Here is a 22,795-nt window from a genome sequence, read left to right as displayed (position 1 = left end):
CTTATGCTGAAGACTATTCTTAAAGTTCTGGTGGTTCTGGTCATCTCGCTTGGTGGGGGCATCTGGGTAACAGATTACACCCTCGACAATTTCGATGGGTTTGGTGAATTGCAGTTGGGTGCATGGAGTGCTTACCCGGCTTCCGGCACGACCGACGCCGATCCTTATTCAAAAGCGCGTGCTGCCCGCAAAGCCTACCTCGCTATCGGCACAGCAGAAGGCCTCCCCTTCTATGCGCGCCGTGACAGCAATGGCAGGGAGCTGCGTCGTGGGTGCAGTTATCGTTTGACCGGCCTTACACCATCAACGCGGTTCTGGACGCTTTATCCAGCCAACACCAATCTGGAGCCTATTGTTCCTCGCGAAGGTCTTCAGACAGCGCTGCATTCGCGTGAGATGCTCTATGACAATGACGGGCGCGTGCAGGTTACGGTTGGTGCGAATGCAAGCCCGGACAATTGGCTTCCTGTTGAAGGTAGCGGCAGCTTCGTTCTGGTGATGACGCTTTACGACACGCCGGCTGCAAGCTCTTCCGGCCTCGTCGATCTCGTCATGCCCCGTATTGTACCGGTCGCAAATCTGGAGGCATGTCGTGGCTAAAGTCCTGCGTTTACTGCTTCTTGGCCTGATCGGTGCTGCAATCGTTCATATTGCTGTCCTGCTGCTTGTCCCGCTTTATTCAAGCAAGAATGCATGGTCGCATCTGGAAGCTTTAGGTGATACCTACCGCTTCCACCTTCTATCAGAAAAATCAGGGTTGATAAGTGATCAGGACCCGCTGATGGAGCAGGCTGCCTGTCGGTTTGATTTGTCGGAAGGGCCGGTCCACATCACGACGAAAGGCGCCACGCCCTTCTGGTCACTATCTGTCTATGCTCCCAATGGTGACAATCTTTATAGCCTCAACGACAATGTATCGGCCGACAAACAGCTTGATCTCATTATCGCTGACCCGATCGGCATCGCTGCTCTTCGCTCTGAAGGCGTGCAGAATGATGGACGCTCGATCATTATTGAGCAGGATGTAAGCGAAGCCGCAGTGGTTCTGCGGAGTTTCATTCCCGATGCAAGCTGGCGTCAACAAGTGCAAAACTTCTTCACGCAAGCGAGCTGTGCGCCGTATGAAGCGAGCTACAGCAGTTCCAGTTAAGAAAGAATCGTTGGAACCGCTGTAACTATTTGTTTTTACGCATTATCCGACGCAAAACCGCTTCGCACTTTTGCTAGAAATGTTATAGGGCACCATTCCTTGAACTTGAATCAGTTTAAGGTAAAATTATGCCGTAAATATAGAGTGCTAGAGCCGCCTTTGTGCCCACGAGGGCGCACGGCGCTTTAAAGCATATCGCGCTCCATCAGATTTAGGCGAAACGCTGTAAGCTTTGGTTTTTAAGCTTGTCTTTATCCCTAAACCGCTCCCCACTTTCGGGAGAGATGCTGTCGTTAACTACCTGCAAAACAGACGCTTTCCTGCTCACGGTTAATGAGTTGCTAAGGCTTCATGCCTATTATCCAGTCTGCCGACATGCGGCAGGCCGCGTTAATAGTATTAGCCTACCGGAGTACCTTGCGTGACAAACGATCAGTTCCGCGTCCTGGAAGAGATTTCAGGCAATCGGAACCAATCAAATTTGAGAGCTGATGGGAGCAAAGCAGATGACCTTCTCGGCGCTGCTATAGCTGCGTTTGCCTCAATCACACGCCCCGGACGGCATGATGCCCACCAACTTGAAGATCTTGCATTTCCGCTGCTTGAACGCGCAACTATGCGCGGCAAGCGGCAAGCGGCTTCTGCGCTGGCACAGATTGAAGACGCGCCACGACGCCTCGTATTGTCGCTCGCAAGCGCACCTGTCGAAATCTCCGCACCGATTCTTTTGCGTTCACCTGTGTTACGGTCAGAGGATCTCGTCGATATCATCGGCAAGAACGGCCTTGCTCATGCCCGCGCCATTGCCCGCAGACAATCCGACGATGCGTTGTTGAAGGGCATGTTACGCAGCTTCACCGATCCGGTTATTGATAGGCTGTTGGCCTTACAGGAAAACCTTGCTGGGCTCGGAACCGATAAGACTGAAATCCAGCCTACCATCAATGAGGCCGAAAGATCAGAAGGCGAGCTGCCGCATCAGCCATCGTTTTTCAACTCTGGTGCCTTATCCAGCCCGGAACATCTCATCGATACAGCCCTTCTGATCGACGACCAGATTTTCCGCACGGCATTGGCTGATTCTCTCGACGTATCTTTTGAGCGTGCCGATCACATTATCGGTCAGTGGCCCGCCTCACATTTACCTATCGCCTTGCGTGCGCTTGGCTTGTCTGCTTCTGAATGTTTCATGGTCATGTCTGCCGTGCTTGGGCCGGTGGCCGCTGATCGCGAAGGCCTGCGCGAATTCATTCAGATTTATCGTTCAATTGATCAGGAAAAGGCTGTCATGCTCGTGCGCCGATGGAAGGCAGATGACATGTCCAAACTGCTTCGCAGCAAGTTGCGCGAGATGGTAACGGCTACGGATGACGAGTCCGCAACGAAGCGTTCAACCTTATAGCTCGTCTTTCGAGACTGAGAAAAAGCCCTCAGGATCGGCAATATCTTCCAGCTCTATAAGCCAAAGATCGGGATCAAATCTGACCTCTCGATCCATGCGTTCTGATGCTTTAACGTCATCGACATCATGAAGAATGCGCAGAAACATGCGCTCTCCGTCTGTGTTTTCCTCATAGGACGTTTGCGGCGCCGGTGAATAAAGGTCACATGTGCCAAAGCGCGAACTTACCTTGATGAAAATTGCACCGGCTTCTTTAGAACCGCGGCGGGCGAGATACGCAAAGCCGCCCTCGCCCTGAACTTTGCGTATGAGTGCCGAAACCCAGAAATCCGATGTCAGACGCATAGTTTACCCTGCATCAACTGATGAGACCGATCTCACGCATCTTAGAAATCAGTGCGGCATCCACTTCGCCGGTGACACGAAGATTGAACAGCTTCTGGAACTCGCGAATCGCGTCCTGCGTGGATTTACCCGGAACACCATCAACGCTCACCATTTCGTTGCCGAAGGCTTTGAGGCCTGCCTGCACCCGCACGATATCCTGCGAGGAAATCTTTGCCTGCTGTTGTACGGCAGGTTCTGCAGCCAGCTGCTTCTTTTCCTGCCTCGGCTTGCTTTCCAGCGATGCAAGGTCAGGCGCACGTTTTGCTGATGCGTCGATTTTCAAAACTGCCGGTTCAGGCCTTGGGGACGGCACCGCTAGATCAATCACCTTAGCGACATCATCTTCATTCGCCGTCTGCACCGCGCCACTTTGTGCCGGAACGCCTACCTTCTTTTGAAGTGCCTGCCAACGCTCAATTGCTTCGCGTGTTTGCGGACCGGTAAATCCGTCGACAGCACCTTTATAGATGCCGAGCGTCAGCAATCTCTGCTGCAGTCGAGCAATTTCAATATCGGCATTTGGCGCAAGGGCGGGCAGCATTTCATCAATCGAGCCGGTCGTTTGCAGCCGATCAGGAGACAGGTCCGCAGTTTCCGTCGGTTGCTGATCTGGCTTCGTCTCAGCCGTTGCGGGTGTTTCCGCATTTGCCGTTTGGGTAGGTGCTGTTTCCTCAGATTTGTTGGCAGCAGCCGTGCCCGGCAGAACCGCACGCGGCGTTGCCTTGAACACAAAGTCCGCACGGGTTTTGAAGAAGACGGCATTGTGCGCTTCTGGCTGGTACCAAAGCGCATTGGCTGAAACAAAGCCCATCACCACAGCAAAGGCCGTCGCACCACCGGTTAGCACGGGGTTGCGCACAATGAATTCGCCAGCAGCTATCGCCAGCTTAGAAGCAGAATTGAAAAAGAACTGAAGGAGGCGGCGACCGAGACTATGCCGTTTTGCGGGTTTGCGCATCGATCCGCTCTGGGCCTTGGTCCCGGTTTTCGTCTTTCTGCCACTCATTAATCCGTTCTCCCTGGTGACGGTGGATATCAATCACCGTGCCAAGCTTCTGTTGATCTTCTTCTCCCAAAGAATCCTGCTCAAGCAGTTTTTGCGGGCCTGCGACTGGCAGAAGAACAGTTACGACCGTTCCCTCACCCACACAGCTCTTAATGGTCATCGAGCCCTGATGAAGCTCGACCAGCCCCTTGACCACTGAAAGGCCAAGTCCACTTCCCTCTTGCGCGCGCGTATAATTATTGTCAGCTCGCACGAAAGGCGATCCAATGCGCTGCATATCTTCCGGTTCAATACCGATACCTGTATCGGCAACGATGATTTCCAACTGTGGACGTCCATCAATCATGACGCGGGTAGCGTCGATGGTGACGCAGCCGCCAGTCTCGGTAAACTTCACCGCATTGGCAGCAAGATTAAGCAAAATCTGCTGGACTGCGCGGCGGTCAGCAACGACCTCCCCGGTTGTCGCGTTCACACGATGACAGAAGGCAAGACCCTTCTTTTCAGCGAGCGGCAGCATAACTGCTGCACACAGTTCAGCAGCATCACGGAAGCTGAAGCTCTTCGGTTCGATCCGATACGTGCCGGTTTCCAGCCTTGAATTATCAAGGACCGAATTGACCAGCTCGAGCAGATAGTGACCCGACTTGTGAATGAGACCGGCATATTCACGCTGCTTTTCATTCTGCAGCTGGCATCCCATTTCATGCGACAGCATATCGGAGAAGCCGATGATCGAATTGAGCGGCGTACGCAGCTCGTGGCTGACAGTTGCGAGCAATCGACCTTTGCCGATGCGTTCCGCTTCAAGCTGCGCCTTCAGCGCATTGATTTCCTCAATGAGCTTCTGCTCACCTTCAAGCGAACGTCCGATCAGCGTGATCACGCCATTCATTGCCGCACCATCCATGCGGAATGACAGAAAGACCGGGCTACCGTTTTCCAGTGTGCGCAGACGAATATCTGCTGCGCGGGCAGTGCGCGACGAACGCAGGTCTGCGAGAAGCGACAAATATTGCACGCGATCAGCCACATGAACGCGATCAATCAGTGCCGTGCCTTCCAGCATCTTGGGTTCGACGCCCAGAACAGCGGCAGACTTCGCATCAATTTCCGATACAATACCTTCAGCATCCATCGAAAGCTGCACATCGCCTTCAGCAACGACAGGCTTGTTCAAAGTCTGTGGCGCCGCTGTTATCGCGCTTCGGATCATGAAGCTGCGCGCAACGAGGCTCGCCATGTAAAGCATCAAAACAAGCAATGAGACCGATGATACACCAGTAACGGTGGCGCCGCCGATCAACCCAAACGCACTTAGTACGGAAGCCGCAACAACTGCGCCGCCAAGTGTTGCCATAGGCTTGCGGCTCACGAACCATGCTTCCAACGGCAAAGCTGCAGCCATAAGCCAAAGCGTGACATTGCCGGTATTCGCGAAGGCGGCAATTGAAACCAGCCCTGCGCCATAGGCGGCAAAATTCAGACCGCCAAGGACTGCGGCACTCAAGCCCATCAGGCTCAGAGCACAAAAAATCATGGCAACGCCTGCAAGGCTCGCCGCGAGAACGGCTATGGCTGCAATATCAGTCACCACGCCGGATGCGAGTACCGCAGCAAACAAGAGAACCGGGAAAAGCATGAATGAGCCGACGACGCGAATCGCAGACGCGTCTGATTGCTCAGTCCAGCGCTGACAGAAACGTTCGTGAAAACGCGCGAGCGCCTGCACCTGCGTGCCTACGATCTGTGCTGCGTTCAAAAGAATGGCGTTCAACTTGCCTTACTCACTCAATACTCGTTTGGCTTCACCATCAGGGATCAGCCCGTCGACAGTAGAATTGCAGGTGAGGCTTTAAAGAAACGATAAAACTGAACCGTGTTGCGTCCATTGAGCCAAAATCTGAGGGTTCAGAGGCCGGGTTTTTTCACTATGGTAAACAGAAGGTAGACAAGTGACATCAAGGCCTTCGGCTCTCGGCATTTGTTTCATGTCATGAATGCGTCGAATCCGTCAGTTACGGAATCTTTTCAAATTCCGTAGAGAATAGCCCCGAAGCTTCCGATCAACATTTTTGAGCTAATGATCCGTTTTCTCATCAAATCCGCAATCTGGCTGTCGCTGGCATTCATGGTGATGCCGCACTTCTTTCCTGCGGATCAGGAAAACACATCGACGAAGAACAGCGCTCCGGTTCAAACCAAAGCGGAGCCGGATTCGATTGACCAATTGCTCAATAATGGCAAAACGGCCCTGGAACTGGGCAAGCTTTGCGTAAACAACCCTGCTTTATGTGAAAACGGCGCGTCTGTTCTTTCCAGCGCCGCGAGCGGTGTGCTGGAACGCAGCGGCGGGGTACTTGAATATTTAAGCGATCGCTTCGGTACAAAGCCGAAGACTGCGTCGCCAGTTACTGTAACGCAGGACACAACGACGGAGCAGCCCACGAAAAGCTTACTCCATGCCATTCCGATCCCTACGCCACGCGCTGAAGCACTGCGCGCACTTGATCATTCTTCCACAGGTGCAATTCCCGCACGCAAGTGATGCTTTTCCGTGACCTTTGTCACATTTATCCCTATATAGACGGCATATCCGGGATCAAATCTGAGCAAATATCATGACGACCACAATCGACAGCATAATCTCCGACTTCGAATTTCTCGACGATTGGGAAGATCGCTATCGCTATGTGATTGATCTTGGTAAGGAATTGCCAGCCTATCCAGATGATGCCCGTGACGCGGCGCATAAGGTTCAAGGCTGCGTCAGCCAGGTGTGGCTGAAGACTATTCCACATGAAGGCAATGATCCGGTTGTCGAATTTCTCGGCGATTCTGACGCTCATATCGTCCGCGGTCTCGTTGCTATTGTGCTTGCATTCTATTCCGGTCGTAAAGCGTCTGAAATCGTCGCTTCCGATCCGGAAGAGGTGCTGAAGAAGCTCGGACTTGATGAGCATCTTACGCCACAGCGTTCAAATGGTCTTCGCTCCATGGTCGCGCGCATCCGCCGCGATGCGGCAGCATTGAAAGTCTCAGCCTAAAGCATTTCCTGTTCAGATTGAATCATTGGAAATGCTTTATCTGGTTGTTTTTAGGCGCATCTTATTCCGAAAACCGGTTCCCGCTTTTCGGGAGACGCTCTAGCAATTTTTCGACGGCAAGAGCTGCAGCAAACAACAACTTGTCGGCACCGTTTCGGGCTGTCAGCATGAATCCTGCTGGCATTCCTTTAACCGGCATCGGCAGAGTGATGCTGCAAAGGTCGAATTGATTGGCGATCTGCGTGTTACGCAGCAGCAATCCTTCAACACGGTCATATTCAACGGGATCTTCGCTGACAGACGCAATCGTCGGCGCAACAATTGGCGTCGTGGGGGTTACGAAGAAATCCATGCCACCCAATCGCCGGTCCATTTCCTGAACCAGATTTTTCCGCGTCTGCATCAGCTCTTCATATGCCTGATCTGAGACATTCAAGCGTTCCGCAAGCGTGTACTTCACCCGATGATCAACATTTGCATCCGGGTCTTTGAGCCAGGTGTCAGCATGAACATGGCTTGCTTCAATACCGGCAATCGAACCAATCCGTGCTGCTTTGCGCAGCTCTAAGATAAGATCGTTGACCTCAAGCGAGACGATCCTCACGCCCGCATTTTTGAGAGCGTTTAACGCCTCACCAAAAGCTTCCGCTACTTCCGGCTCCATATCAGCCAAGAGCACGCCTTCCGGCAAACCAACCGTTAGCGTGCTCAAATCTGCAGCATCAGGCAGAACAGACGCTTCGCCAGCCATTATCGCGTCCGTCAGAATGCAATCCGCAACCGTCCGCGCCAGAGGCCCGATAGAATCAAGTGAGGGGGCCAGTGGAAATGCGCCATCCAGCGGAATGCGTTTAGCGGTTGGTTTGAAGCCAACTACGCCATTCAAAGCGGCAGGGATTCGCACAGAGCCGCCAGTATCTGAACCTATGGCGATTTCGCTCGTACCTTCTGCAACCGAAACTGCCGCCCCCGACGATGAACCACCAGGAACGCGCGTTGGGTCCACTGCATTGGCTGGCACGCCGTAATGGGGGTTTAATCCGACTGCAGTAAAGGCGAATTCCGTCATATGCGTTTTACCGACAATGATCGCGCCCGCATCCCTCAAACGTTGCACAATGAGGGCATCATTGGTGGCAGGCGATCCAATTTTACGCACGATGGAACCAGCGAGCGTTGGCTCGCCAGTTACATCGAATAGATCCTTGATCGATACAATCCGACCGTCCAGAGGTCCGCGGGAACGTCCTTCTTTGATGCGCTGATCAGCGGCATCGGCTTCATTACGCGCGGTTTCGGCATAAATCTTACCGAAGACACGTTCGGTTTTCGCTCGAGCTTCAAGCTCTGCAAGAACTCGTTCAAGACTTTGCCGATTGCTTTGCATTTTCACCCCCGCTGCTAATGCTTTGTTGTTCAAAGTCTTCAAAGGGTCAATGCGGTCAAAATGAGCACCCCCACTCAACCCTGGCTGGGACGAGCAGTCGGACGATAATCGTCCGCACCCCAATGCAGGACTGTCGGCGACCTATGTTCGACTGCGCGCGGCGGATTATAGTGCCTATTCAGCATTGCCAGCCCCATTTTTAGCAACATCTTTCCTGAACGCACCGGCCATTGACGCTCACGCTCGACTGTTTCCAATCCCTTCAGGAAGCAACAGATATCAATCAGGACCCCGCTAAGTTCGGGGCCAACCGCTTCCAGCGCACGCTCCACACGGATTCTGCTCGCCAGTGCAATATCAGTCAGCTCGGCCATCCCGCCGGGACCGGAACGACCCGAATTGCCCACACTTGCATCCCATCGCGCAGAAATCGAAGGCATTAAAGAACCGCGCGTGAAATCAGCTCTTAGGCGCTCGCCTGCCCGAAACTCGTCCTCAGAAATGAAGCTGCAACCATCGGCACTTCTAAGGCGATAAAGCTTTGCGAGCGGAGATTCGGCTGGATTAATTTCAACAGTCTCCCCCTGCTCCGTTTCAATTGTCTGACTGACCCGCGCTGTCTTTGCGGGTTTGGCACATTTTGCAGCGACCTTGCGGATTGGCCCAGAGAGAGCCAGGCGCTGGCCATCACAGATGATGACGCCGCGCTTCTGCATTTCGCTGATCTCGATACGCGTTGCGGCAATGGTTCCCTGCTCGCCAACCAGCAATACATGCGTTTCGCGAACGGAATCCTGCATTTCGCAGCCGCCCTGCTTTAAAAAGCGGACCAATCTTGTTTCAGAAGCTGATAACGCCACGCTCATGCTGCCATCCTCCAAGCCGAGAACCCTGAATTCACAACCTTTTCAAGTGTGGAAACCACTGCATCGAAATCTTCGTCATCACGTCTGTCTTCAACAAGATGACACGCATAAACAACGGTGCTCCTGTCTCTCGAAAACCCACATGCAACCTCGCTCATCACCATTCCAAACGATGTGTGCGCCAAATACATTCCGATCTGTCTGACCTGTGCTACTTCTCTTCTGCATCTTAGCGGTGGGCGCAGTTCAGCGCCGCTTACAGAAAAATGTGCCGACAACAAATCGATCAACGCGTCACAGAGTTCCACGCTTTTTTCCTGGCGCCTGCGACCCAACGCACGACCAGAATTATCTATCCTGAGGGCTCGACCGTGTCGCGCCGCAATCACCTTCAAAGCCTCAAGAGCTTCAGCCCGGGTATGGATGATATCTGTTAGTTCCAAAGACATTCATCTTTCCTCACCGTAATAGGAATATCTTCTTATAGTGAGGAGTTTGCAAGCGTGGATAAGTTTTTTACAACAGAAAATTGATACCGCGTCTAACAAAATTATAAATAATAGGAATTTATCCATCAAAGCGCGAAATGCGCGATCCTTTCGGCACCAAATTAAGCCGACGAGGAGTATGATAATGGAATTAGCCCTAAGAGAAGCAACCCAAACCTTTTTGAACGCGCGCAAAGAAGAGCGCATGAGCGCGATACAACGCGCAGCGCTGCAAATCATAGCTGGGATTGATATGGATAAGCTTCTCCGCGCCCCAGCTGAGGAGCAGCGGCAGGCAAAAGGCCGCCTAAACCGCCTATCGAACGCGAACGTCTTCGTGGTGTGCGCGGACACTGGAGCTATGATCTTAATCGACATATTGCATTAAAACAGGCTTTGGACCGGCTATGCGGGATAAAAGCAAAGCAAAAGTCGATGCTATAAATTCAAATGAATAATGGCCCGGAGAGCATGAAGGTTACCTCATGTATTCCGAGCCATCATCAAACAAATCGCATGTCAGTATCGAAACACAAGCTTCGGATACCAAGATTTGATTACAGCGGCTCCAGTTCAGACTGAATCGTTGGAACCACTGTAACTGTTTGGTTTTATGCATTGTCCAACGCAAAACCGCTTCGCACTCTTGCTGGAGATGCTATAATTATGCGTCCTTAGGCTTGCGGCCCAGACCCATTTTCTTTGCAAGACGCGAACGTGCTGCAGCATAATTTGGAGCAACCATTGGGTAATTAGGATCGAGATCCCACTTTTCACGGTACTGTTCTGGCGTCATGCTGTAATGAGTCATCAGGTGACGCTTCAGCGACTTGAACTTCTTACCATCTTCCAGGCAGATGATGTAATCGTCAGTAACCGACTTCTTTGGATTGACGGCTGGCTTCGGCTTTTCAACAACGACCGGAGCTTCTTCACGCTCAACGTGACGCTTGAAAGCAGAATGCACTTCCGAAATCAGGAGAGGCAGTTCGCTCGCACGAATGGAGTTGTTTCCGACGTAAGCAGCAACAACATCAGCAGTAAGGCTGAGAAGCAGCTCTGCGCTTTCGTCGTAAATTTCAGGGTTTTCCATTGTATTTCCTTTTTTTGTCTTTGCTTTTTATCAAGCAGACTGCGACTCTCAAAACCGATTGCCGTCTACGCGAATTCTTATGCCCTGCCCAACTCATTTCGCGATGCGAATACCAATGAATAGTGCCATTTGCAATAGAATTGTCAAACCACTTTACATTAACGGAATTGATTTCTTCTTGGTTGTGCAAATACAATGTACTTAAACACAAAAAACCAATTACCGTTCAAACTAGAGCGCCGTACGCCCTCTTGGGCACACAAAGGTCGCTCTAACAATCTATATTTACAGCATAACTTTACCTTAAACTGATTCAAGTTTAAGGAATTATGCTGTAGCCAAACGCGTTTGACGCTATTTTCAGCTCAGCCATATATTCTTAAAGATGGGGGGATTTGCATCTCTTTTCCGCAGCTTCATTAATTTGTAGCTCACACATAAGCAATAGTTTTTTTCTGCCAAGTCTATTTACCCACGCCACTACAAACACAATTTATTGATTGCGACCATGAACAGGGAGTCGGGCAGCAAAAAGGCATAATTAAAATATATTTCATTCAGATCAGCTCGCATTTGGCTTATCCACGAACTATATAATCGCTACGAAACGCAGAGCACATGCAGGCATCTAAGCGCACAAGCAATTCAACAATATATTGAAGAGTTTATGTCCGTTTGCACTGTGCCGCATTCAAATCCATACGGCTTCGCTCAAGAGAGGAGATATATATGTCTAGCTCTACCGATCAAACCCGCCCATTGAAGGTTGTGAAGACCGATGCGGAATGGCGCGAACAGCTTACGCCGATCCAGTATCAGATCACCCGACAGCACGGTACGGAACGCGCTTTTTCAAGCCCGAACTTCGACAGCTCCTTACACGGCACCTATCGTTGTGTTTGCTGCGACCGTCCACTCTACAAGTCGGAAGCGAAATACGAGTCCGGCACTGGCTGGCCGAGCTTCTTTCAGCCGATCGAACCAGATGCCGTCTCAGCATTTGAAGATCACTCCTACGGTATGAACCGCACGGAAATTCGTTGCTCGGATTGCGATGCACATCTGGGTCACGTTTTCCCGGACGGCCCTCCGCCAACCGGCCTGCGCTATTGCATGAACGGCAATGCACTGATCTTCGATCAGGATTAATTCCTGTGCTTCACAGTCCGGACCGGCACAACGGTTCGGACTGATTTCATTTGCTTTTTACTGGATTTTACATGCCACACGACACCAATTTTCCTCAGCCACCAAAAGCACCAAAGCACCCCGCGAGCGACACGCGCCACGGCATCACCCGAACTGATGATTATGCCTGGCTCCGCGCTGACAACTGGCAGGAAGTGTTCAAAGACCCGTCGGTTCTGGCGTCTGAAATCCGCGAGCATCTGGAGGCGGAAAATGCCTACCAGACCACTTTGATGCAGGACACAGATGCACTGCAGAAGCAGCTTTTTGCTGAGATGCGCGGTCGCATCAAGGAAGACGATTCATCCATTCCTTCAAAGGATGGCCCCTATGCTTACGGCATGTCGTTCCGGACCGGCGGCGAGCAGCCTTACTTCATTCGCACCCCGCGTGATGGCGGTGATGAAACCATTCTGCTCGACGGCGACAAGGAAGCGAAAGACAAAGCCTATTTCCGCCTCGCATCTGCCGATCATTCACCCGATCACAATCGTTTGATCTGGGGGTATGATGACAAGGGATCAGAGTTCTACAAGCTCAAGGTACGTGACCTCGACAGCATGTCGGATCTCGAAGATATTCTGACAGATACCAATGGCGGTGGCAGCTGGGATGCTGACAGCAAAGGTTTCTTCTATACTTTGCTGGATGAAAATCACCGACCATCCAAGGTTTTCTACCACAAGATCGGCACAGCACAGACGCAGGACAAGCTGATCTTTGAAGAAAAGGATGCTGGTTTCTTCCTAGGCGTTGGTGGCTCGGCACTCGATGACTTCATCTTCATCGATATTCATGATCACGAGACTTCGGAATGCTGGTTGTTGCCTGCAAATGATCCGTCTGCAAAACCACAGCTGATCATGGCTCGTAAAACAGGCGTTGAATACGATATCGCGCCCGGTGGCGATGAGTTCTTCATTCTGACTAATGTTGATGGGGCCAAAGACTTCAAGATCATGCGCGCACCGGCAGCGGCACCGCAGCCTGAAAACTGGGAAGAGCTGGTTCCGGAAGTGCCGGGACGCCTGATCCTGTCGCATTCCGCCTATAAGCGGCATCTGGTCTGGATGGAACGTGATAATGGCCTGCCGCGCATCGTTATCCGTGATCGCGAAACCGGCGAGCAGCACGCCATCGCATTCGACGAAGAAGCCTATTCGCTCGGCCTGCATGGCAGCGCGGAATACGATACGGATGTTATTCGTTTCTCCTATTCTTCAATGACCACGCCTGAGCAGCTGTTTGATTACAACATGCGCACGCGTGAACGCGCACTGCTCAAAACGCAGGAAGTTCCATCAGGCCATAATATTGCTGATTACATCACACGGCGCGTTCTCGCTCCGGCAATGGATGGCGAACTGGTGCCCGTTTCGCTGATCTATCATAAGGATACAAAGCTCGACGGCTCTGCCCCTTGCCTGCTTTATGGCTATGGTTCGTACGGCATCACCATCCCGGCAAGCTTCAGCACCTCGCGTCTGTCGCTCGTGGATCGCGGCTTCATCTATGCCATCGCGCATATTCGTGGCGGCAAGGACAAGGGTTTTGCCTGGTACGAAAACGGCAAGCGCGAAAAGAAGACCAACACGTTTACGGACTTCATCGCGGCAGCAAAACACCTCGTCACGCATGGTTTCACCAGCCATGATCGCATTGTCGCCCATGGCGGCTCGGCAGGCGGCATGCTGATGGGCGCTATCGCCAATATGGCACCGGAAGCCTTTGGTGGCATTATTGCGGAAGTTCCGTTCGTGGATGTGCTCAACACCATGCTTGATGATACCTTGCCGCTGACGCCGCCTGAATGGCCGGAATGGGGCAATCCGATCACCTCGGAAACCGATTATCGCAACATCGCAGCCTATTCGCCTTACGATAATGTCAGCGCGCAAGCCTATCCGCGCATTCTGGCAGTGGCTGGTCTGACCGACCCGCGTGTGACCTATTGGGAACCTGCCAAGTGGGTTGCGAAACTGCGTGAGCTTAAAACAGACAATAATCCGGTTCTTTTCCGCATCAATATGGATGCCGGACATGCCGGTGCCTCGGGTCGCTTCTCCCGACTGGAAGAAGTTGCCTACACTTATGCTTTTGCGTTGAAGGCCGTTGGAAAAGCCTGACGGCTTATCAATAAATGCAAGAAAATTGGAACTCCCGCCGGATTTTCATCCGGCGGGAGTTCTCGTTTTAATAGCATTTCCAGCAAAAGTGCGAAGCGGTTTCGCGTCGGATAATACGTAAAAACAAACAGTTACAGCGCTTCCAACGATTCATTCTTTACTGGAACCGCTGTAACGTTCCGTTGCAAGCTTTGCTGCAGGTGACAGTCCAAGCCCGCCTGCAGATGTCCGCTTCTTCAAAGCGGCAATCAGAACTGCGAAAGCTATGAGCGCAATCACCGTATCTGCGAGCGTGAATGCAAACCAGATCGCATTAACGCCCCAGAATGCTGTAAGCACCGTTACGAAAGCAGGCAGAAGCACAAACGGCTTGCTCAATGTCAGAAGTCCTGCGCGTGCGGGCTGCCCAATGGCCTGAAAATAAAGCGCAAAAACCAAAACGGGCCCGGTGAAAAGATAAGCATAGGTCATTGGGCGAATGATCTGTGCCACCGCTTCACTCACTGCAAGGTCGTCCACAAAGATCAAGCCGATGGAATTACTGACCATCAGGACAATGATCTCAATGATGAGGCAATAGACGAACACTGTTGTTAACGCGATGCGCAAAACAGTATCCGAGCGCTTATAAAGACCCGCACCCACATTGTTGCCGACGATGCTCTGCATTGCGAGCGCTACGGCCATCAAAGGCAGATATGTGAAGCCGAATATCCGCATTACAATGCCATAAGCCGCGACGTTCAAAGCATAGTCCGAGCCTTCGGAAAAACGAAGCGCGCTGATCACAAAGGCAGTGCTCAACGCAATGCCAATAAAGCTCAAACTCAGCGGAGCCCCAAGACCCGCGATACGTCCCCAACCGCCGACCCAGGAGTTGTGCCACAAAGCATCGAGCGAAATCGTACCCTGCTTGAATTGCCTGAAACCAAGTAGCAACAACAAGCCAAGAGTTTGAGCAAAAACCGTACCCAAAGCCGATCCGGCAATGCCAAGCTCCATCTTCGCAATGAAAATGTAGTTCAGTGCAATATTGGCGAGCGTCACGCAGACCGACATTATCGCGATCAGGCCAGCTCGCCCCTCATTGCGCCATGCATCGGCATGAAGGCCAAGGACAAATTGAAGCGGCAGCGCTAGAATGGTGATGAACAGAAAGAGATATGCCATTTCTGCAAGCGCCATATCGCCGTCCGCCATACCATTGATAAGCGGGCGTCCAACCAGAAAAAATAGCGCAATCAAGCCCAACGCGATGATGAGTGCCAGACCATGAGCGCGTGCAAAGGTTGCTTCCGCCTCTGAAATCCTGCGGCCACCAAGCTGCCTTGCCATCTGGCTCGACATGCCGCCGCTGACCAGCGTTGACATGGCAATTGTGAGCATAATTGCCGGGAAGACCAGACTGACTGCAGCCATGGCTCTGGCGCCAACAAAATGGCCCAGGAAGATTGCATCGACCACGCTCAGCAAGCCGTTCATCACCATGATGAGCGTCATGGGCAGCACATTGGTCAGAAACACACGCCCCGGAGAAGCGTGCAGAAAACGATTATCGAGTGATTGTCCCGAAGACATCACAGACTCCTCAAATCACATTTCAATTGCGATGGGTGCCTGCATTACCACCAACGAAATGCTTCGAGGGTGAAGATATCAAAAGCCGGGCTTCACCGAGACATTCGTCTGCAGGCGGCAGGTGCCGGAACCGTGCTGCTGTCTATAAATAACGATGCCTTTCGTCAACAAGATTAATACTTAAGAAGTGAACGTACTTTCGATCTTAAGCCTAATTTAGTGAACAAATATCGGAACTTGTAAGAAAATTTGAGATTAGAAAACTTCACCAAATGGCGTATAATCTTCTTAGAGCATTTCCAGCAAAAGTGGGAACCGATTTTGCGTATGGAAATGCGTAAGAACAAATAGATAGAGCAGTTTCAATGGCTCAGCATTCGCTAAAACCGCTCTAGTTGAATAACTTCAAATAGTGGGAGTGTTCCATGTTGCGTCAGGGCTTCACCGTTTCAACGGCCGCATTGGGTTTACTGGTTTCCGCTTTTGTAGCACTACCGTCAGTATCGGCCGCCAACGCACAAGTCCGCAAAAACGTCAGCGAATTTGCGGGTCAACGTTGCAATACGCCACCACGCGGTAGCGGCGTTATTGTCGGTCAGTTCAGCGGTGTAGACGATTCACCATTTGTCAGCGATGGCGATGGGCTGGTGCCGATTGATCGCTTCCGCTGCTTCAAGACAATGGCTGAGTGTAAAGGTTGGCTCTACACAATGCAGAGCAAATACACCAATGCCGGTGCCGCAACAGTTGTTCGCTGTACGAAGCGGTAATTAGAGCGCCGTGCGCCTGAATAGGCGCGCAAAGGTCGCTCTAACACTTTAAACTAGAGCATAATTTCATCTTAAACTGACTCAAGTTTAAAAAATTATGCTCTAGCGATTGGACGGATAGCCGTTTGAATGCGCCGGAATGGCTTTGAGATAAGCGGCAATCGCGTCGCGATCTGCGTCTGTCAGATGCGCCATATTGGCAACGACATCGGCCATCGATCCGCCGAGTGAGTCGAAATCCGGTGTGAAGCCACTTTGCAGCGCATAGGCGATATCGTTCTCGCCCCATTCGCCAATACCGCCTTCACCAGAGGTAATATTGGGAACCACACCTTTGCGACCATCGCTTCCCGTTTCAGGTGAAAGCGCACCGGCCATCCATTGCTTATCATCAAGCCCGCCAATGACATTACGCGGCGTATGGCACTCGCCACAATGGCCAAGCGCTTCCGTTAAATATTGACCGCGCTTCACCTGATCGGATGCATTTGCCAGTTCAACGACCGGCTTATCGGAAAGGTAAAGCTGCTTCCAAAGACCCAATCCACGGCGGATATTGAATGGGAAGCTCAGCTTATGGGGTGGTGCCACATTATCCGACGCAGGCAGGGTTTTCATATAGGCGAAAAGGTCTGCAACATCCTGCGGCTGCATCTTTGCATAGGATGTATAAGGGAAAGAAGGGTAAAGGTGTTCCCCTGCCCGCCCGACACCTTTCAGCATGGCATTTGCAAAGTCATGAAGGGTCCAGTTACCGATGCCCTGCGCTGACGGAGAGATGTTAGGCGCAATGAATGTGCCAAAATCTGAAACCAGTTCATGTCCACCGGTAAGAACCTTGCGGTCGTCACCCGATGCGCCGGGAGCAGCATGACAGGAAGCACAGCCCCCTGCCCAGAACACATGCTCGCCCTTTGTCGCATCACCCGGCTGCAAAGCTGCAATCACCGACTGGTCCACCGTCTGAGGCGTTGTCAGCACCCAAAAGGTGGCGGCACCAACAATAACTATCGCGCCGGCAGCATATGCGAGTTTACGGACCATTGTTCTGCTAGAGCGGTTTCTATTTAGGTAGAATTGTTGAAACCGCCCTATCCCTTTGTTTGCGCATTATCCGATGCATCGAAGCGGGTTCAGAAATCAGTCAGTAGACTTATCTGCCCCATAAACGCTTCGCGCTATTGGCTCCGATACTCTTGTCAGTTCTTCTTCACGCGATAAGCCTGGTGGCAGGAACCACAATTGGCGGCAACCTGCTGAAAGGCTGGCTTCAGCGCATCGAGATCAGCAGGCTTGGCCGCGAGCGCTGCGGCTGCATCAGAGCGGAATTTTTCGACGTGCTTGACGAAGTCTTCCTTGTTTTCCCAAATCTTTGGTGAGGCTTCCGTGTCGCCCTGATCGGAACCTGCAGGAAACAGGGTATCAACGTCGAACTTCTTTGCGTCCGCATCGATCTTTTCAAGGGCAGCCAGAGCGGCTGCCGCATCGAAAGGCTTATCACCCTTCACCATTGGCGCGAGCTGTCCAACTGAACGGCCCATGTCTTTCATGATTGCCTGACGATCTGCAATAGCATCGGCATGAGCCACACCGGCAGTCAAAAGAGCCACTGAACTGACGGCGAGAAAAAATGAACGCATGCGATCCTCCGCATCTAAAAATTGAACAACGATCGTCCCTTGGTAAAAATATCCGATACAATCTCAGTCTTTGCAACAAAGACGCCGAATAAATCCCACTTCTCAAAAGTAACACGCCGAGTTTATATCGATTATTACAGCGCATTCACGACAACGTGAAAAACTTGATATTAATACTATTGTTTAATCATGGAGGCATTCAAGATTATCACTATATAAAAAGGATATTACTTGATATTAATACTCACCTTTTAAATTCAAGCATTTCCTGACCCACCGGTCCCTTGCACTCAAAACCATGCGTATGACTCATGGGTTTGGGTTAAGCCCGAATGGCGATTGAACTTTTTCTAAGCAAAGAAAAACCCCGCTTTCGCGGGGCTCTTCATTGTCATTACCGAAAGGCAAATTATGCCTTTTCGTAAAGCTCCAGGACGTAGTCCCAGTTTACGAGGCTATCAACGAAAGCTTCGAGGTACTTCGGACGCGCGTTGCGGTAATCGATGTAGTAGGAATGTTCCCATACGTCGACGCCGAGGATTGGCGTTGCGCCGTGAACCAGCGGGCTTTCACCGTTTGCGGTCTTCGAGATTTCGAGCTTGCCGTTCTTAACCGACAGCCATGCCCAGCCCGAACCGAACTGACCAGCGCCAGCAGCAATGAAGTCTTCGCGGAACTTGTCGTAGCCGCCGAGATCGGATTCAACAGCCTTTTCAAGCTTGCCTGGCAGCTTCTTGCCGCCGCCGTCTTTCTTCATCCAGTTCCAGAAATGGAGATGGTTGTAGTGCTGACCAGCATTGTTGAAGAGCGCCTGATTCTTGCCGAAGCTTTCCTTGACGATTTCTTCGAGGCTTTTGCCTTCAAGGCCGGAACCTTCGAGCAGCTTGTTACCATTGGTAACATAAGCCTGATGGTGCTTGTCGTGGTGGAATTCGAGGGTTTCGCGCGACATGAACGGAGCAAGTGCGTCATAATCGTACGGAAGGGCGGGCAGTTCAAAGGCCATTGGAACTCTCCTCTGTCTTTCAGCTTACAATAGGCAGCTACTGTGGGGCAGTGCGAACACATACCCGGAAACTTGCGTGCGCAATCTACATAGGCCGCAATGCCGCAGGCGGCAATGCCGGATGTTCTAAATTTAGCGCCCATCACAATGAATTATTATTGAAATTGCATAAGGATAGGGTTCACTTTACTTTTTTTGAGATTGATGCACGAACGGAGAAAATCGGTGTCCCACAGTTCCTATGTTTTCGACGCGTATGGCACATTGTTCGATGTGCATTCCGCCGTGCGTAGGCATGAAGATAAAGCGGGACCGGATGGCGCGGCCTTCTCCCTGCTCTGGCGAACCAAACAGCTCGAATATTCGTGGACGCTCAGTCTGATGGGCGAATATCGCGATTTCTGGAAGCTCACGGAAGAAGCACTGGATTTCGCCTTTGCACGTTATCCATCTGTCGATCCGGCACTTCGCAACGATTTGCTTGAAGCATACTGGAAGCTAGACTGTTATCCAGAAGTGCCTGCGGCCCTCAAAAGCCTGAAAAGCCGGGGCGCGCGGCTGGCTATTTTGTCCAATGGCTCGCCCGCTATGCTAGAAGCCGCAGTCAAATCCTCAGCACTTGATGTCCTGCTTGATGATGTCATCTCTGCCGATAGCGTCAGGCGTTATAAGACGTCACCGTCAGTCTATGAACTCATCACGATGCAATGGCGGCTTTATCCGTCGGCGATTTCGTTTCAATCGTCCAATCGCTGGGATGTGGCTGGGGCCGCACGATTCGGAATGCGCGCGGTCTGGATCAACCGGTCCAACCAACCCGACGAGTATAAGCAATATCCCCCTGCCCTCATTCTGCCGAGCCTGCAATTGCTCGACTGAATCTCACTAAAACTTGAACAACGCAAATTGGGTGACAACCGCCTGTTGCGGCTAAAATTGTGTCGCAACGGCAACACGAGGCCTGCTGCAGCGCTTCAGCCACTTTTAGGCCTTATTACGAACGGCTGAGAGCCACAATTATCGGGCGTTTTGCCCGCAACAAAACGCGTCCAACGCCGTTATAACCGCAGAATCTGCGATTATCACAACCAGTTGGTCGCACTTCATTAACCCTAACCGTTGTATCTAAAAATCCTCCCGCCACTAAAATGGTTTTCATATGCAAACGACCCTTACCCGCCGTTCCTTTCTGACGGCCATGACAGCAACAGCGGCGGCCGGCCTCGCCGGTTGCGCTCAGTTGGGGCAGAATGTTCCAATCATTGATGTTGATGCCAATGGCAATCCTATCAACAGGACCCCTCAGGCCAATGTCGATGCTTCTTATGGAAGCTGGGCATCCATGTATGCCGCTGTAGAAGACAATGGCTTTCAGCTACCGGCCATTCCGATCCAGAAGATGGACAAGCGCTATCTTCGCCAGGTCGTTCAGGATCCAACTGGCGAAATGCCAGGCACGATCGTCGTGGATACGGCAAACCGTTTCCTCTATCTGGTGCTGGGCAATGGACAGGCAATGCGCTACGGCGTCGGCATCGGCCGCGACGGCTTTGCATGGTCGGGCCGCGCTGTCATCCAGTACAAGCGCGAATGGCCACGCTGGACGCCACCGGATGAAATGGTTGCCCGCCAGCCAGAACTCGAACCATACAGCTCGCGCAACGGCGGCATGGCTCCAGGTCTCAAGAATCCGCTCGGTGCCCGCGCTCTTTACATCTTCAAGGATGGCAAGGACACGATCTATCGTCTGCACGGCAATCCTGAATGGTGGTCGATCGGCAAGGCCGTTTCTTCGGGCTGCGTACGCCTGATGAACCAGGACATCATCGATCTTTACAACCGCGTTCCACCGAAATCGCCTATTCTGGTTATGTAATCCAGAATTTACGAGATACAAAAAAGCCCCGGAAAACCGGGGCTTTTTTTCATTTCAGGCGAATATCTGTCAGCGCTTGAAGCTGCCCAGAATGCCGCGCACAAGCGCACGTCCAAGTGACGTACTGACAGAACGAACCACTGATTTCATAGCCGTTTCTGCAACTGTCTGACGGCCAGATCGACGACCTGTTCCAAGCGCAGTTCCCAACAGATCGCCAAAAATACCGCCGCCTTCACCGGCCTCTTCCTGCTTCGTCTTCTGCTGGGCGTCGGCTGCTGCCTGCGCTTTGCGCGCCAGCATTTCGAACGCTGAATCGCGGTCGATTGCCTGATCATATTGGCCGGAGACAGGGCTTGCGGCAATGATCTTCGCCCGTTCTTCAGGCGTCAGTGGGCCAATCTGCGACGATGGCGGGCGGATCAATGTGCGCTGCACCATCGAAGGCACGCCCTTGGCCTGCAAGGTCGAAATCAGTGCTTCACCGGTTGAAAGATTGGTGATCGCCTCAAACGTCTTGAAATCCGGGTTTGGACGGAACGTATCGGCAGCGGTCTTCACTGCATTTGTTTCGCGAGGCGTATAAGCGCGGAGCGCGTGCTGAACACGATTGCCAAGCTGTGCGAGCACTGTTTCAGGCACATCAAGCGGATTCTGCGTCACAAAATAAACGCCAACGCCCTTGGAACGGATCAGGCGAACCACCTGCTCGACGCGATCAACCAGCGCCTTCGGTGCTTCATCGAACAGCAAATGCGCTTCATCAAAGAAGAAGACCAGACGCGGCTTGTCAGGATCGCCTACTTCGGGAAGCTCCTCGAAGAGTTCCGACATGAGCCAGAGAAGGAAAGTAGAATAAAGGCGCGGGCTCATCATCAGCTTGTCGGCTGCTAGCACGCTAATAACACCGCGACCGTCGGTCGTCGTCCGCATCAGATCAGCGATACGAAGGGCGGGTTCGCCAAAAAATTTGGAGCCGCCCTGCTGATCAAGCACGAGCAACGAGCGCTGAATCGCACCAACCGACGCCTTGTTGACGTTACCGTATTTTGCAGAAAGCTCAGCCGAACGTTCGGCCATTTCCGCGAGAATTGCCTGCAAATCTTTGAGATCAAGCAGCAGCAGGCCTTCTTCATCGGCCAAACGGAAAGCAACGTTAAGAACGCCTTCCTGGGCATCGGTCAGGTTCATCAGGCGCGAGAGCAGCAGCGGCCCCATTTCGGAGATCGTGGCACGGACCGGATGGCCCTGCTCGCCAAAAATATCCCAGAAAATAACGGGAGATGCTCGCATCTCATATGGGTTGAGCTGAATTTCCTCTGCGCGTTTGGTCAGATTGTCATTGACGACACCTTTGGCGGCAATGCCGGAAAGATCGCCCTTGATATCGGCACAGAAGACTGGAACGCCAGCCGCCGAAAAGCTCTCGGCGAGAACCTGCAGCGTGACCGTTTTACCAGTACCTGTCGCACCGGTAACGAGGCCATGCCTGTTACCATATTTCAGCGCCAGATATTCAGGCTGCTGGTAGGAATCATCTGGTTTGCGGCTTGCACCAAGGAAAATGGCATCATCAGCAGTCATCAGGCAGGTCGCTCCGTAAAAGGTTTGCTCCCTTACGATATACTAGCACGACCGCCCTGCAACAATGATTAAGCCATTTTATCCATTGATGTGCAATTTTGGCGTCATGCCGTCACAGAAAAATGCGAATATTTTAAATCAGGAAAGCTTGCAAAGCGCCAATGAGAATGCATATTACGTAAACGTAAGAAATTTGGGAGA

Annotated in this window: 22 protein-coding genes and 1 pseudogene; 11 read left to right on the top strand and 12 right to left on the bottom strand. The window is 52.0% G+C overall.

Annotated features, from left to right (window positions below):
• The first annotated feature begins 3 nt into the window (after positions 1–3).
• From KMS41_02795 to KMS41_02785, 3 genes are all read left to right on the top strand, one after another.
• Entirely contained in the window at positions 4–600 is a 597-nt protein-coding gene (locus tag KMS41_02795; GenBank protein QWK78191.1) for a DUF1214 domain-containing protein, read from the top strand.
• Positions 593–1,150 carry a hypothetical protein gene (locus KMS41_02790; GenBank protein ID QWK78190.1) on the top strand — a complete coding sequence of 186 codons (558 nt, stop codon included), beginning with the start codon at positions 593–595 and terminating at the stop codon, positions 1,148–1,150. Before KMS41_02795 ends, KMS41_02790 begins: the two co-directional genes overlap by 8 nt.
• A gap of 421 nt (positions 1,151–1,571) precedes the next feature.
• Entirely contained in the window at positions 1,572–2,552 is a 981-nt protein-coding gene (locus KMS41_02785) for a DUF2336 domain-containing protein (GenBank protein QWK78189.1), read from the top strand.
• Here the strand turns inward: KMS41_02785 and KMS41_02780 are convergent.
• The 3 genes from KMS41_02780 to KMS41_02770 are packed head-to-tail and all read right to left on the bottom strand — an operon-like array spanning position 2,547 to position 5,722.
• The gene (locus tag KMS41_02780) at positions 2,547–2,897 is read right to left on the bottom strand and encodes a DUF1491 family protein (GenBank protein ID QWK78188.1); all 351 of its coding nucleotides are present in this window, start codon (positions 2,895–2,897) and stop codon (positions 2,547–2,549) included. The two genes, KMS41_02785 and KMS41_02780, sit on opposite strands and share 6 nt — an antisense overlap.
• A 13-nt stretch (positions 2,898–2,910) precedes the next feature.
• Complete coding sequence (locus tag KMS41_02775; GenBank protein QWK78187.1) at positions 2,911–3,897, bottom strand: peptidoglycan-binding protein; 987 nt, start codon at positions 3,895–3,897, stop codon at positions 2,911–2,913.
• Positions 3,872–5,722 (bottom strand): sensor histidine kinase, encoded by a 1,851-nt coding sequence (locus tag KMS41_02770; GenBank protein QWK78186.1) that lies wholly within the window; start codon positions 5,720–5,722, stop codon positions 3,872–3,874. Before KMS41_02770 ends, KMS41_02775 begins: the two co-directional genes overlap by 26 nt.
• A 306-nt stretch (positions 5,723–6,028) precedes the next feature.
• Between KMS41_02770 and KMS41_02765 the strand changes: the two genes are divergently transcribed.
• On the top strand, positions 6,029–6,493 hold the full coding sequence (locus tag KMS41_02765) for a hypothetical protein (GenBank protein QWK78185.1): 465 nt from the start codon (positions 6,029–6,031) through the stop codon (positions 6,491–6,493).
• A gap of 73 nt (positions 6,494–6,566) precedes the next feature.
• Positions 6,567–6,992 (top strand): SufE family protein, encoded by a 426-nt coding sequence (locus KMS41_02760; protein ID QWK78184.1) that lies wholly within the window; start codon positions 6,567–6,569, stop codon positions 6,990–6,992.
• Between the two features lie 61 nt (positions 6,993–7,053).
• Here KMS41_02760 and KMS41_02755 read toward each other — a convergent pair whose 3' ends face one another.
• From KMS41_02755 to KMS41_02745, 3 genes are all read right to left on the bottom strand, one after another.
• Positions 7,054–8,379: an amidase gene (locus KMS41_02755; protein ID QWK78183.1), complete on the bottom strand. Its 1,326-nt coding sequence runs from the start codon at positions 8,377–8,379 to the stop codon at positions 7,054–7,056.
• Positions 8,380–8,453: 74 nt separating this feature from the next.
• Positions 8,454–9,245 carry a hypothetical protein gene (locus KMS41_02750; GenBank protein QWK78182.1) on the bottom strand — a complete coding sequence of 264 codons (792 nt, stop codon included), beginning with the start codon at positions 9,243–9,245 and terminating at the stop codon, positions 8,454–8,456.
• Complete coding sequence (locus KMS41_02745) at positions 9,242–9,688, bottom strand: hypothetical protein (GenBank protein QWK78750.1); 447 nt, start codon at positions 9,686–9,688, stop codon at positions 9,242–9,244. The genes KMS41_02750 and KMS41_02745 overlap by 4 nt, the downstream gene beginning before the upstream one ends.
• 190 nt (positions 9,689–9,878) lie before the next feature.
• Between KMS41_02745 and KMS41_02740 the strand changes: the two are divergent.
• Positions 9,879–10,177: pseudogene (locus KMS41_02740) on the top strand (cytoplasmic protein).
• 220 nt (positions 10,178–10,397) lie between these two features.
• Here KMS41_02740 and KMS41_02735 read toward each other — a convergent pair.
• Entirely contained in the window at positions 10,398–10,826 is a 429-nt protein-coding gene (locus tag KMS41_02735) for a MucR family transcriptional regulator (protein ID QWK78181.1), read from the bottom strand.
• Between the two features lie 729 nt (positions 10,827–11,555).
• Between KMS41_02735 and msrB the strand changes: the two genes are divergently transcribed.
• Positions 11,556–11,975 carry a peptide-methionine (R)-S-oxide reductase MsrB gene (gene msrB, locus KMS41_02730; GenBank protein QWK78180.1) on the top strand — a complete coding sequence of 140 codons (420 nt, stop codon included), beginning with the start codon at positions 11,556–11,558 and terminating at the stop codon, positions 11,973–11,975.
• 71 nt (positions 11,976–12,046) lie between these two features.
• A complete protein-coding gene (locus KMS41_02725) occupies positions 12,047–14,140 on the top strand; it encodes a S9 family peptidase (protein ID QWK78179.1) in 2,094 nt (697 codons plus the stop codon).
• 150 nt (positions 14,141–14,290) lie between these two features.
• Here the strand turns inward: KMS41_02725 and KMS41_02720 are convergent, their stop codons facing one another.
• A complete protein-coding gene (locus tag KMS41_02720) occupies positions 14,291–15,718 on the bottom strand; it encodes an MATE family efflux transporter (GenBank protein QWK78178.1) in 1,428 nt (475 codons plus the stop codon).
• A 461-nt stretch (positions 15,719–16,179) separates the two neighbouring features.
• Between KMS41_02720 and KMS41_02715 the strand changes: the two genes are divergently transcribed.
• On the top strand, positions 16,180–16,488 hold the full coding sequence (locus KMS41_02715) for a hypothetical protein (protein ID QWK78749.1): 309 nt from the start codon (positions 16,180–16,182) through the stop codon (positions 16,486–16,488).
• Between the two features lie 102 nt (positions 16,489–16,590).
• On the opposite strand, the gene KMS41_02710 is transcribed toward KMS41_02715, so the two are convergent.
• The 3 genes from KMS41_02710 to KMS41_02700 form a co-directional block, all read right to left on the bottom strand.
• The gene (locus tag KMS41_02710) at positions 16,591–17,532 is read right to left on the bottom strand and encodes a cytochrome c (protein QWK78177.1); all 942 of its coding nucleotides are present in this window, start codon (positions 17,530–17,532) and stop codon (positions 16,591–16,593) included.
• Positions 17,533–17,687: 155 nt separating this feature from the next.
• Positions 17,688–18,128, bottom strand: a complete 441-nt coding sequence (locus tag KMS41_02705; protein ID QWK78176.1) for a cytochrome c — start codon at positions 18,126–18,128, stop codon at positions 17,688–17,690.
• 409 nt (positions 18,129–18,537) lie between these two features.
• Positions 18,538–19,134: a superoxide dismutase gene (locus KMS41_02700; protein ID QWK78175.1), complete on the bottom strand. Its 597-nt coding sequence runs from the start codon at positions 19,132–19,134 to the stop codon at positions 18,538–18,540.
• 225 nt (positions 19,135–19,359) lie between these two features.
• Here KMS41_02700 and KMS41_02695 point away from each other — a divergent pair, with 225 nt between their 5' ends.
• Together KMS41_02695 and KMS41_02690 are read left to right on the top strand one after the other, a co-directional pair.
• Positions 19,360–20,013 (top strand): haloacid dehalogenase type II, encoded by a 654-nt coding sequence (locus tag KMS41_02695; protein ID QWK78174.1) that lies wholly within the window; start codon positions 19,360–19,362, stop codon positions 20,011–20,013.
• A gap of 280 nt (positions 20,014–20,293) precedes the next feature.
• On the top strand, positions 20,294–21,010 hold the full coding sequence (locus tag KMS41_02690) for a L,D-transpeptidase (GenBank protein ID QWK78173.1): 717 nt from the start codon (positions 20,294–20,296) through the stop codon (positions 21,008–21,010).
• 69 nt (positions 21,011–21,079) lie between these two features.
• On the opposite strand, the gene KMS41_02685 is transcribed toward KMS41_02690, so the two are convergent.
• On the bottom strand, positions 21,080–22,594 hold the full coding sequence (locus KMS41_02685) for a DUF853 domain-containing protein (protein ID QWK78172.1): 1,515 nt from the start codon (positions 22,592–22,594) through the stop codon (positions 21,080–21,082).
• Positions 22,595–22,795 lie beyond the last annotated feature (201 nt).

Origin of the sequence: Ochrobactrum sp. BTU1, assembly GCA_018798825.1 — a bacterium.
Taxonomy (GTDB): domain Bacteria; phylum Pseudomonadota; class Alphaproteobacteria; order Rhizobiales; family Rhizobiaceae; genus Brucella.
This window is presented reverse-complemented; position numbering and strand designations above follow the sequence as displayed.